This window comes from Halalkalibacter alkaliphilus, from assembly GCF_023555415.1.
Lineage (GTDB): Bacteria > Bacillota > Bacilli > Bacillales > Bacillaceae_D > Halalkalibacter > Halalkalibacter alkaliphilus.
This window is the reverse complement of record NZ_JAKRYL010000009.1, coordinates 145,696-158,043: the sequence shown is the minus strand read 5'-3', so window position 1 is coordinate 158,043 and position 12,348 is coordinate 145,696. Positions and strand designations below refer to the sequence as shown.

The following is a 12,348-nucleotide window of genomic DNA, read 5'->3' as shown; positions in this document are numbered from 1 at the left end:
GTTAAGAATATTTTGTTAAATATAGAGAAGCTTTTGTCTGATGGAAGTTTAGTTTGAAAAAAAGGAGAGGACCGAAAAAGGTAAAATCAGTACCTAGATTTTTTTTAGCAGCTTTCGTATTGAGCTCTCAATCCGCCAACAACATCTTTGCGATCACCAATCTTTGAATCTCGTTCGTACCTTCATAGATTTGCGTAATTTTTGCATCACGCATAAAGCGTTCAACTGGGTATTCTTTTGTATACCCATATCCTCCAAAAACTTGAACGGCTTCGACGGTCACTTCCATCGCTGTATCTCCTGCAAGCAGCTTTGACATTGCTGATTCCAATCCGTACGATAACCCTTCGCCCTCCTTCCATGCTGCTTGATACGTGAGCAGGCGGCTTGCTTCAATTTTTGTTGCCATATCTGCAAGCTTGAAAGAAATTCCCTGCTGAGCTCCAATGGCCTTGCCAAACTGCTTTCGTTGTTTTGCATATTCAATTGATGCATCTAGTGCTCCTTGAGCGATCCCAACCGCTTGTGCAGCGATTCCATTTCGACCGCCATCTAGTGTCATCATCGCAATTTTAAAGCCCTCTCCTTCTTTCCCTAGTCGGTTTGCAGCAGGTATCCGACAATTTTCAAATATGATTTCTGTTGTTGGTGAGGAGCGAATACCAAGCTTATGCTCCTTTTTCCCGACGGAAAAGCCCTGTGTATCAGCATCCACGATGAAGGCCGTGACCCCTTTATGCCTGAGACTTGGATCAGTCAAAGCAAAGACAATGTAAATATCAGCTACTCCACCATTTGTGATAAAAATTTTCGAGCCGTTTAAAACATAATCCTCACCGTCTAATATGGCCGTCGTCTTCATCGCTGCAGCATCTGACCCTGATCCTGGTTCGGTTAACCCATACGCCCCGATTTTCGTTCCTTCTGCTAAGGCGCGCAAATACGTTTGCTTTTGTTCCTCGGTACCAAATTTATAGATCGGCCATCCAGCAAGTGAGGTATGTGCAGAGAGCGTTACCCCAGTTGATGCACATACACGCGACAGCTCTTCAACTGCAATGACATAGCTCATATAATCTGACCCAATCCCGCCATATTCCTCAGGCCATGGAATTCCTGTTAGACCAAGCTCCGCCATTTTATCAAAAATGTCACGATCAAAGCGTTCCTCTTCATCACGCTCCGCTGCTGTCGGTGCGACTTCTTTGTTGGCAAAGTCACGAACCATTTTCCGGATCATTTCCTGCTCTTCTGTTAAGAAAAAATTCATGAGCATAGCCTCCTAGTTTAGTAACTGTTTGCTAATGACGAGTCGCTGAATTTCACTTGTTCCCTCGTAAATCTCACATACTTTTGCATCTCGGAAATAACGCTCAACCGGATACTCTTTCGTATAGCCATAGCCTCCAAAAATTTGCACCGCTTCAATGGCGGTTTCCATCGCTGTTTTTGAAGCGTATAGCTTAGCCATCGAGGCTTCCTGACGAGGGCGTTTGCCGTTGTCTTTTAAATGAGCTGCCCGGTACGTTAGTAGTTTGGCTGCTTCAATTTTTGTGGCCATATCAGCAAGCTTAAAAGCAACTGCCTGCTGCGTTCCAATCGCTTTGCCAAATTGCTTCCTCTGTTTTGCATAGTTTGTTGCTGCTTCAAAAGCGGCTTCTGCAATTCCTAAGCTTTGAGCCGCAATGCCAATCCGGCCAAAATCAAGATTTGCCATCGCAATTTTGAAGCCGTCTCCTTCTTTCCCTAGCAAATTCTCAGCTGGTACGAGGGCATTCTCTAAAATAAGTTCGGTTGTATTCGATCCATTTAAGCCCATCTTCTTTTCCTTTTTGCCTACTTTAAAGCCTGGCGTGTCTTTTTCAACGATGAAGGCTGAGATCCCTTTTGCTTTCGTACCTGGTGCAGTCGTAGCAAAAACGATGTACGTATCTGCTTCGCCACCGTTTGTAATGAATACTTTGGAGCCATTTAGCACGTAATGGTCTCCCTTTTTCACAGCTGTCGTTTTTAATGCAGCTGCATCCGAACCTGCGCTTGGCTCAGTAAGCCCGAACGCTCCTAAATAGGTCCCTGTCGCTAACTTAGTCACGTACTTCTTCTTTTGCTCTTCTGTTCCAAAATACAAAATTGGATTTGTCCCAACAGATGTGTGAACAGATAAAATAACACCAATGGTTGCACTTACCTTTGACAGCTCATGAATCGCTATAATATACGATGTAAAATCCATCGCTGCGCCGCCATATTTTTCAGGGATCGGAATTCCCATCAAGCCAAGCTCACTCATTTTTTTTATGATACTTTCTGGGAACGTCTCGTGTGTTTCCATCTCATCAATAAAAGGAGTGATCTGCTCTTCTGCAAATTCACGCACCATTTTTCTCATCATCTCTTGCTCGTTTGTGAAGCGCAAATTCATGACTACACCTCCCTAGATGTAATACTAGATGTATTTGTAAAAACCTCGACCTGACTTTTTGCCAAGCCAGCCTGCCTTTACGTACTTTTTGAGGAGCGGACAAGGGCGGTACTTGTCATCGCCAAAGCCTTCATGAAGCGTCTCCATAATATAAAGGCACGTATCAAGACCAATAAAATCAGCAAGTGTCAGCGGTCCCATCGGATGATTCATGCCAAGCTTCATGACTTCATCAATCGCCTCAGGTTCAGCAACCCCTTCATAAACGGTAAAAATAGCTTCGTTAATCATCGGCATTAAAATCCGGTTTGAAACAAACCCAGGAAAATCGTTCACTTCCACCGGCGTTTTTCCAAGCCTGTGTGACAAGGCTCGAATCGTTTCATAAACCTCATCGCCTGTTGCAAGTCCGCGAATAATTTCAACGAGCTTCATAACTGGAACTGGATTCATAAAATGCATACCAATAACTTTCTCCGGCCTATTTGTGCTAGCCGCAATTTCTGTTATCGGCAACGATGACGTATTAGTCGCTAAGATTGTCGTTGGTGGGGTGATCTGGTCAAGCTCTGCAAAAATCGAGGATTTCACTTTAATATTTTCAATCGCAGCTTCAATCACTAATTGGACGTCACGCGCATTTCCTAGATCGGTTGAACCTTCAATGCGTTCTAAGATTTCTAGTTTTTCCGTCTCACCCAGTCTTCCTTTCTCGACTTGGCGAGCAAGATTCTTTGTAATTGACGTCATGCCTTTTTGAACGTACTCTTCTTTTATGTCGTGAAGAACGACATTGATTCCAGCCATTGCATGGACTTGGGCAATGCCAGATCCCATTTGTCCCGCTCCAATGACCATGACTTTTTGTATGTTCATAGATACTCTCCTTTGATATGTGATTCGGTTTCATAAAAAGGGAAGACCGCCCTTAGCCTTATTAGCGCGAACATGCTTGCGATCGCTACACTCGCCGTGCGCCTTTTATGAGAAAACCGCTCATAAAAGGCTTAAAAGATTACGGCGGCTCCGCTGATCGCGTCGGTTTAACCAAAAGGGAAGATCGCCCTTTTGGTTAAACCTCTATAAGCACAGCGTCCCCCTGGCCTCCGCCGCTGCATATTGCTGCGATTCCGAGGCCGCCGCCTCTTCTTTTTAGTTCATAGGCTAGTGTTAAAATGATACGGGTGCCGCTTGCGCCGATTGGGTGGCCAAGAGCGATTGCTCCTCCGTTTACATTGATTTTGCTCGGGTCAACCTCAGCAATTTGCTTGCTTGCTAAAGCGACGGCAGCGAAGGCTTCGTTGATTTCAAAAAGGTCGATGTCTTCTACTTTTTTGTTCGTCTTTTCAAGAAGTTGTTTAATGACTAAACCTGGTGTTTTCGGGAAGTTTTCTGGTTCAATAGCTAGTGCGGTATGTGCAATAATTGTTGCTAAAGGCTTGAGTCCTGCTTCTGTTGCTTTTGCTTCAGACATGAGAAGCAGTGCGGCAGCGCCGTCATTTACTCCAGGTGCATTCCCTGCGGTGATTGTTCCGTCTTTGCCAAAGACAGGTTTTAATTTTGCTAATGAGTCTAGCGATGTATCAATACGTGGTGCTTCGTCTTTTTCTATAAAGAGAGGGGCGCCTGAGCGCTGCGGTACTTCTACTCCGACGATTTCATCTGTCAGTTTTCCAGACTCGATTGCCGCAACTGCTTTTTTGTGACTTTCGTACGACCATTCGTCCTGGTCTTCTCTTGAAATGCCTAACTCTCTAGCGATTGCATTACCGTATGTGCCCATATGAACGTTGCGGAATGAACAGGTTAGACCATCATGAACTAGGCCATCAATAACTTGGCCATTGCCCATTCGCTGCCCCCATCTCGCATTTGGAAGGTAGTACGGAGCGTTGCTCATTGACTCCATCCCACCAGCAACAACGACATCCGCATCTCCTAAACGAATAAGCTGATCAGCCATTGTTACACTCCGCATGCCAGATGCGCACACTTTGTTGATCGTTTCTGTCTTAACCGACCAAGGAAGGCCAGCATGGTGAGCAGCTTGACGTGAAGGAATTTGGCCACTGCCTGCTTGCAGAACATTTCCCATTATGAGTTGATCGACTTGTTTTTTTTGCCAATTGGCACGGCTTAACGCCTTTTTGATTGCCTGACCACCTAATTCACTTGCACTTAACGCACTTAGGGCCCCACCGTATTTGGCAAACGGAGTTCTTGCTCCACTAACAATGACTGTCTTCATTCGTTTTCCTCCTCCTTCGTTCTGAGCGAACGCTCACTCAATTTTCATAAAAAAGAGAGGAAGCCTACATAGGCTCCTTTCTTTTTATGTTTACATTACACTTATGAAAGCCTTTTCTTTTTTATTCTAGTGTACAGCGTCATTTTCCTTCTGGATAAGCGATTTTTCTAAGATTTCTACTATATCAAGTGTTTGAATGTCTTCTTCGACTTCTTTGGCTTTTGTGCCGTCACTTAACATTGTTAAACAGTATGGACAGCCGCTCCCAATCACAGATGGCTCGACTTCAAGTGCTTGCTCGGTGCGTGCGACATTGACACGTTGGCCTGTATCTTCTTCCATCCACATCATTCCGCCTCCAGCCCCACAGCACATACCATCCTGGCGATTTCGTTTCATCTCAATGATCTCAACACCTGGAATCGCTTTTAATATTTCACGAGGCGGTTCGTACACTTCGTTGTAACGCCCTAGATAACAGGAATCATGGTAAACGATTTTTTCCTTCACTTCATACTTTGGCAAAATCCTACCATCTTTGATCAGCTCAGCTAGAAGTTCTGTATGGTGATATACCTCGACTCCTTCTAGACCAAATTCTGGATACTCATTTTTAAATGTATTGTATGCATGCGGATCAATCGTGACAATCTTTTTGACGTTATGTTTTTGGAACAAATCAATATTTGCTGCTGCTAGCTCTTGGAATAAAAATTCGTTCCCTAATCGTCTTGGAGTATCACCTGAGTTCTTTTCTTTGTTCCCAATGATTGCGAACGTTACTCCTGCTTCATTCATTACTTTTGCAAATGATTGAGCAATTTTTTGACTGCGTTTATCGTAAGAACCCATCGATCCAGCGAAGAAAAGAAATTCAAATTCTTCTCCTGCCTTCTCCATCTCTTTAACCGTTGGCACATGAATGTCGTCGCGACCTGTGCGCCAGTTTTCACGTTCTTTGCGGCTAATTCCCCACGGGTTTCCTTGACGCTCGATATTTGTCATTGCACGCTGTGCATCTGCATCCATTTTTCCTTCTGTTAATACGAGATATCGACGCATATCGATTATTTTATCGACGTGTTCATTCATAACTGGGCACTGATCTTCACAATTTCGGCATGTCGTACAGGCCCAAATTTCCTCTTCTGTAATGACATCTCCAATGAGATTAACGGAATATCCTGCTGCTACTTCCTTGCCGCCAGACCCTTGCATAGCTAGCTGGTTTGCTTTTGTATTAGAAAAAGCAAATTCCGGTAACCATGCTGATTTTGACGTAACTGCAGCACCCTTTTCAGTTAGATGATCACGCATTTTTACGATTAAATCCATCGGTGAAAGCATCTTGCCGGTTCCCGTTGCTGGGCACATATTCGTACAGCGCCCGCACTCTACACAGGCGTACAAGTCGACGAGTTGTTTTTGGTTAAAGTCTTCAATTTTATTCACACCGAATACTTCTTGGCTCTCATCTTCAAAGTTAATAGAAGCTAACTGTCCAACTTTGTGAGTCCGCCCTAAGAACACATTTACTGGACCTGCAATTAAATGCGCATGCTTGGATTGCGGTACGTAAACGAGGAATGTAAGCAGAAATAATAAATGCATCCACCAAAAAACAAAGAAGAGCCCACTTGCTATAGTTGATGGTAAAAAGCCAAATATAGCTGCAATTCCTGAAGCAATCGGCTCAAAACCACTTAATGATTTTTCAAGCCAGATGATTTCCATTCCTTTTGCCAGAAGCTTAGACGTCATCAAACCACCGATAAATATGAGGACAAGACCTGCTTTCCAACCTCGCTTTAGGCGCCCTAATTTTTCAATATAACGGCGATGGAATGCCCAAACAACAGCAACTAAGATCATAAATACAATGATTTCTTGGAAGAAAGTAAAGGCTGGATACAACGGTCCTAATGGCAAATGTGAACCAATCACTAGTCCTTTCCAGATTAAATCTATTGCCCCGAGCTGAACCATTAAAAATCCGTAAAAAAACATTAAATGAATGATGCCGCTTTTCTTATCTTTTAATAGCTTCTTTTGCCCAAAAACATTTACCCAAACCGCATGTAGACGTTCCTTCATTGAATGATCGAACTCTGCTTTTTTTCCGAGTTTGATATATTCATACCTCGTTTTGACAAGCGTTACGAATAAATAGACAGCATAAGTCGTTACGAGCACGAATAAAATCCAATTAACCCATGTTAACGCTTCCATAACTGAGCATCCCCCTTCATTCTTCCTTTTATAAAATACTCATAGGCACATTTATAAAACGATTATATCACGACTTGAATGAATGGTCATTCATTTTTTATAATCTTTTTCTCATGATCTTCCTCATTTCCGCACATGCTAAAAGCAGAACTCTAAGCAAAGTGTGGCGCTACTTGCTAAACGCTCTTGTAGAAAGAAGGTTATGCGATGAATGGATGGGTTATTACTGCTTTAATTATAATTGCTGTTTTCATATGGTTGAGAGTCGATTTTGTACTTGGACTACGTCAGCAACGAAAAGAAGCTACTCGACATGTTCAAAAAACACGACACGGTGACGTAACTTTTTTACCTACAGGTGATGAATTTTATAGAAAATTGTTTGCCGATATTGAGCAAGCAACTGACCATGTGCATTTACTCTTTTATATCATCAGAGATGATCATATTAGCGGCAAGATGCTGAAGATTATTGAAGGAAAAGCAAAAGAAGGTGTAGATGTCAGGCTGTTGGTTGACAAACTGGGCTGTGACATCAAAAAGAAACATTTAAAACAGTTAAAGAAGGCTGGGGTTCGATTTGCCTATTCTCACCCTGTATCCTTCCCTTATATCTTTTTCACTTTTAATCGGAGAAACCACCGAAAGTTAGCGATTATGGACGGCAAGGTTGGTTATATTGGTGGATACAATATTGGGGATGAGTATTTAGGAAGAGATCCTAAATTTGGTCCTTGGCGTGATTTCCATTTACGTATTGATGGAGATGGGGTCCAAGATTTACAGGGTCAATTTTTACAAGACTGGCAAACAGCGAAGCAAAAGCATATGGAGAGATCCTCTCATTATCCTACATTAAAAGAAGGGCCTATTCCACTTAGGATATTGCCAACCGATGGGGTTTATTTGGAGGAAACCTTCATTGATTTGATCAGCCAAGCGAAAGAAACAATCGTAATTGGTACTCCTTACTATATTCCTGGCGAACCATTGCAGAGAGAATTAATGGCTGCAGCCAAACGAGGAGTGGACGTGAAGCTCATCGTTCCAAAAAAAGGGGATCACCCTCTTGTAAAGGAAGCGGCATTTCCTTATTTTAAGCCGCTGCTTGAAGCAGGAATTAATGTGTATCAATATTACCGAGGGTTCTTCCATGCAAAAGCGGTTGTTATTGATAACCAAGTTTGTGACATTGGAACAGCAAATTTCGACAAGCGGAGCTTTCACATTAACCATGAGATTAATTGCTTGATTTATGATGCAGAATTTATTCAAAACGTATTAAAGGAAATGGAGCATGACATTCAGATCTCTGAACGCCTGACACTCGAAGCATACAAGAAAAGACCCCTCACCCAAAGAGGCAAAGAACAAGTCGCCAAACTTGTGTCCGGCCTCCTTTAAGAGAAAATCTACCATTAAGGGGTCTGACCCCTCTTTACCCCTTCACAGCGTTAGTGGTGTACCGAGGGGTCTGACCCCATGATACATATCAGCAAAAAATGGACCCTCAGAAGAGTGGTCCATTTTAGTGTATTTGTGCGAGTTGTTTTCGTTTGATCCAGCTGTCGATAATAGAGTTACATTGGTCTGGACGCCTTGTTGGTACTTGGTGGGCCACTCCACTTACAAGGACCACATCAACATCTTTTAATTCTTTAAAGAACGTTAATGAGTACAAAGGAGATACCGCATCTAACTTTCCGTAGATCAACAAAACAGGAACCGTTATTTGTTTCAGCCTATCCGTTGAAACATAGTCTCTTCCTTGTTGATAAATACGTTGCAACGTTGGCGCGTCACCACGCTTAATAAAAAATGCCATTTTTTGTTGCTCGATTTTTGAACGAAAATGAACTTTTGGCAAGACAAAGGAAAACATATTAAGCAGCTCATTTTTCGCAGCCCATATTCCGAGGTTAAATTCTTTCTCAAGCAAAAATGACGACACTTCTGGGAAGCCGCTAATAATAATGACCCCTCTAGTTAATTCCGGATACAAAAGCGCAAACTCCTGGGCTGTCGATCCCCCGTTTGAATATCCGCAAACAATAACAGGATCAAGTCCTAACTTCACAACTAAAGAATAAGCTATCTCAGCAAAATCGGTAACTGACGTTTTTTCCGATCGTTTTGAGCTTCTGCCACTATCGGTCAAATCGATGAAAATAAGCTGATAGTTTTCAGCGAGAGCACGCTGATATTCAAACGTTTCAATCCCCATAACAGGTGGATGAAAAAAGAGAATCGGCGTTCCCTCTCCATGAACTTCATAGTAAAAATGAGCTTCGTTTGATTTCAAATATGGCAAATGACCTGCCTCCTTTTCTCCTTACGATTGAATAAATGGAAGAAGCCAGTGGAAAAGTTTATACCCTAAATAAACACCGACGATTCCCATGACACCTGCTAGTGCTGGTGGGGCTGGAATCGGCAATTTAATTAGTGCAAAGAAAAAACCAACAACTAAACCCGCTATAAGAGCAAGGATTACTTCTTGCATGAATATCCCTTCTTTCTATCCTTACTATGTGTGAAAAGCCTCGCATTATTCTTTTACATGAGGCATTACCAAATAATCTCTATCATAAACCAAACAATTAAAATGAGCTGAATCATAAATTTGGCAAACGTACTGCTTAAAAAAGCAACCAAAGAAGCAACTGCGACTTTACACGCATGCTGCCCATTTTTACTTGATGAGAACTCCGTAATAAAGACAAGGAGAAACGGCACGAGTATAAGGCCAAATGGCGGATAAATAAAGGAGCCAATAATGACACCCACCGCAGCCATTCTCTCTCCCCATTTTGATCCACCATATTTTTTCACAAAATATTGACTCGCAATTATATCAGCACAAAGAATGATGACTGTTAACAAACCCGCACCAATCCAAAACCAAATGGAAAGTGACCCAAGCATAAACGCATAAAGGAGAAATCCACCCCATAACACAAGAACAGAAGGAATGATCGGAAAAATCAGGCCAACAAAACTTAGAACAAATAAGGCAATAATTAAAATCCAAATAAGAATGTTCATACTCCACCTCCAAGCTTCCATTTCTTAATCAGACAGTAAACTTTTCTTATTCAGTTTGATCTTCTGTTCAGTAAATATATCAGCTATTTTTAATTTTTATCAGCTTTATCAAAGTAATATGCTCTTCCTCCAACTTGAGAAAGAACAGAAAAGCACTTGGAATTTTGTCCAAGTGCTTTCACATTACATTTTTTCTGGAGCTTCTACCCCTACTAATGCAAGGGCATTTTTAATCGTTACTTGTGTTGCTTTCATTAGAGCCAAACGTGCATTTGATGCTTCCTTTTGCTCTGGATCGATAACTCGTTCAGCATTGTAGAAGCTGTGAAGCGTTGACGCCAAGTCATGAACATAGTTTGTAATACGATGCGGAATTTGCTTTTCAGCTGCTTCAGCAACAACGGCTGGGAAGTCCCCAATTGCTTTTAACAAATCGTATGCTTTTTCAGAAGAAAGAACAGATAGATCTGTTGTTTCATCAAATGTAAAGCCTTGCTCACTTCCTTGGCGCAGCATGCTGCATACGCGCGCATGAGCGTACTGAACGTAGTAAACAGGATTTTCGTTTGATTTTGAAACAGCTAAGTCCATATCAAAATCTAACTGTGTATCAGAGCTGCGCATTGCGAAGAAATAACGCGTTGCATCAATTCCAACCTCTTCCATTAAGTCACGTAGCGTAACAGCTTTCCCGGTACGCTTACTCATTTTCACTTTTTCTCCACCTTGGAACAAGCTAACCATCTGGATAATTTGCACATCCAATTGTTCTGGTGCATATCCAAGCGCTTGAATAGCCGCTCTCATACGAGGAATATACCCGTGGTGGTCAGCTCCCCAAATGTTGATCAACTTCTCAAAGCCACGGTTCATTTTATCTTGATGATACGCAATATCTGGTGTTAAATACGTGTAGCTTCCATCGTTTTTAATTAATACACGGTCTTTGTCATCACCGTATGTAGTAGAACGGAACCAAGTTGCTCCATCTTCTTCATACGTCTCCCCTTTTTCCGCTAACACATTTAACGTTTCGGTTACTTTTTCCGTTTCATATAAAGATGTTTCCGAGAACCAGTTGTCAAATTCGACGCGGTATTCCTTTAAATCGACCTTAATTTTTTCTAATTCTTTTTCAAGACCATATTGACGTAAAAATGTGTGGCGCTCCTCTTCTGACACATTTACGTACTTATCACCGTATTCATCAGCTAAAGCTTTTCCGAATTCAATAATGTCCTGCCCATGATAGCCATCTTCCGGCATCGGTTTATCTTGACCTAGTGCTTGATAGTAACGTGCCTCTAGTGAGAGTGTCAGATTATGAATTTGATTTCCTGCATCATTAATGTAGTATTCACGCTCTACATCATAGCCGGCTTTTGCTAAAACATTACATAGCGCATCACCAACAGCCGCTCCACGAGCATGTCCAAGATGTAGTGTTCCTGTAGGATTCGCAGAAACAAATTCGACTTGAATTCGTTTTCCACCACCTACATTTGTTTCCCCATACGCATCACCAGCTTTTAGTACAGTAGGAATAACGTCGCGTAAGTAGCTATTATCCATGAAAAAGTTAATAAAACCTGGTCCAGCAATTTCAACCTTTTCAACAGATGCACGCTCATTGTTCAGCTTAGCAACTAGTTCTTCTGCGATCATACGTGGTGCTTTCTTTGCCACGCGCGCTAGCTGCATTGCCATATTCGTTGCATAATCACCGTGAGCTTTTTCCTTTGGTGTTTCTAGGACAACCTCAGGCATTTCTTCTGCACTTGCTAGTCCTGCTTCCTGTACTGCAGCAACGATTTCCTCTTTTAATTTTTGTTTAATTTGTTCTACACTATTCATTTCGTTGTATCCTCCTCTAATGTCAACCGTACTTGGTGGGTTCCCGTCTCCTGACCTTGTAAGGCAAATTTATATGTAAGTTGAATGCGACCACGGCTCTTACCAGACGGCCACTGAACGAGCAGCTTATCTGTTGTCGCTGTTGTTTCCCATGAGGCATCTGGGGTGACATAACGTCCGAGCGTTTCTTCTCCTACGATAAAGCCTTGTCGCATCAGGATTGAACCTTGCCTAATGAGCATAAGCTCTCTGCCATCCCATTTCATCGTTGTTTGCACAGATTCTGTTTCCGACAACGTTTCTTGAAAGCGCAAGTAATCCTGACTGCCTTTATGAAACAGCTCTCCCCGAGTTGTAAACTCATAGGAATCTGTATGATCACCATGGTTAATTTTCGTTTGAAATCGCATTTTTAATGAACGTTTTGTTGGTTTATTCATCCTTAGCTCGCACACCTCTCTATTATTCAAGTTTAGCGAGTTTACTACCGACATGCAAGACGCAAGTCAATTCTTGAAATCGGGGTCAGACCCCGCTTTATTTTTGTAAC

The 12,348-nt window shown here is 42.2% G+C and carries 11 protein-coding genes; 1 reads left to right on the top strand and 10 read right to left on the bottom strand.

Features of this window, described 5'->3' with window-relative positions; all coding sequences use genetic code 11:
• Window positions 1-127 precede the first annotated feature (127 nt).
• The 5 genes from MF646_RS10750 to MF646_RS10730 form a co-directional block, all read right to left on the bottom strand.
• Window positions 128-1,270, bottom strand: a complete 1,143-nt coding sequence (locus MF646_RS10750; RefSeq protein ID WP_250096493.1) for an acyl-CoA dehydrogenase — start codon at window positions 1,268-1,270, stop codon at window positions 128-130.
• A 12-nt stretch (window positions 1,271-1,282) separates the two neighbouring features.
• Complete coding sequence (locus tag MF646_RS10745) at window positions 1,283-2,422, bottom strand: acyl-CoA dehydrogenase (RefSeq protein ID WP_250096492.1); 1,140 nt, start codon at window positions 2,420-2,422, stop codon at window positions 1,283-1,285.
• Between the two features lie 24 nt (window positions 2,423-2,446).
• Window positions 2,447-3,298: a 3-hydroxybutyryl-CoA dehydrogenase gene (locus MF646_RS10740; protein ID WP_250096491.1), complete on the bottom strand. Its 852-nt coding sequence runs from the start codon at window positions 3,296-3,298 to the stop codon at window positions 2,447-2,449.
• A 196-nt stretch (window positions 3,299-3,494) separates the two neighbouring features.
• The gene (locus MF646_RS10735; RefSeq protein ID WP_250096490.1) at window positions 3,495-4,670 is read right to left on the bottom strand and encodes an acetyl-CoA C-acetyltransferase; all 1,176 of its coding nucleotides are present in this window, start codon (window positions 4,668-4,670) and stop codon (window positions 3,495-3,497) included.
• A 126-nt stretch (window positions 4,671-4,796) separates the two neighbouring features.
• Entirely contained in the window at window positions 4,797-6,899 is a 2,103-nt protein-coding gene (locus MF646_RS10730) for a (Fe-S)-binding protein (protein ID WP_250096489.1), read from the bottom strand.
• A gap of 207 nt (window positions 6,900-7,106) precedes the next feature.
• Here MF646_RS10730 and cls point away from each other — a divergent pair, with 207 nt between their 5' ends.
• On the top strand, window positions 7,107-8,303 hold the full coding sequence (cls, locus tag MF646_RS10725; RefSeq protein ID WP_250096488.1) for a cardiolipin synthase: 1,197 nt from the start codon (window positions 7,107-7,109) through the stop codon (window positions 8,301-8,303).
• A 124-nt stretch (window positions 8,304-8,427) separates the two neighbouring features.
• Here cls and MF646_RS10720 read toward each other — a convergent pair whose 3' ends face one another.
• The 5 genes from MF646_RS10720 to MF646_RS10700 all read right to left on the bottom strand — a co-directional run bounded on the left by MF646_RS10720 (window position 8,428) and on the right by MF646_RS10700 (window position 12,238).
• Window positions 8,428-9,210, bottom strand: coding sequence for an alpha/beta fold hydrolase (locus tag MF646_RS10720; protein ID WP_250096487.1), 783 nt, complete (start codon window positions 9,208-9,210; stop codon window positions 8,428-8,430).
• A gap of 21 nt (window positions 9,211-9,231) precedes the next feature.
• Window positions 9,232-9,402, bottom strand: coding sequence for a XapX domain-containing protein (locus MF646_RS10715; RefSeq protein WP_034631895.1), 171 nt, complete (start codon window positions 9,400-9,402; stop codon window positions 9,232-9,234).
• Window positions 9,403-9,467: 65 nt separating this feature from the next.
• A complete protein-coding gene (locus MF646_RS10710; protein ID WP_250096486.1) occupies window positions 9,468-9,944 on the bottom strand; it encodes a DUF456 domain-containing protein in 477 nt (158 codons plus the stop codon).
• 183 nt (window positions 9,945-10,127) lie between these two features.
• Window positions 10,128-11,798, bottom strand: coding sequence for an arginine--tRNA ligase (gene argS / locus MF646_RS10705; protein WP_250096485.1), 1,671 nt, complete (start codon window positions 11,796-11,798; stop codon window positions 10,128-10,130).
• Window positions 11,795-12,238: a YwiB family protein gene (locus MF646_RS10700; protein ID WP_250096484.1), complete on the bottom strand. Its 444-nt coding sequence runs from the start codon at window positions 12,236-12,238 to the stop codon at window positions 11,795-11,797. Before MF646_RS10700 ends, argS begins: the two co-directional genes overlap by 4 nt.
• Window positions 12,239-12,348: the final 110 nt, after the last annotated feature.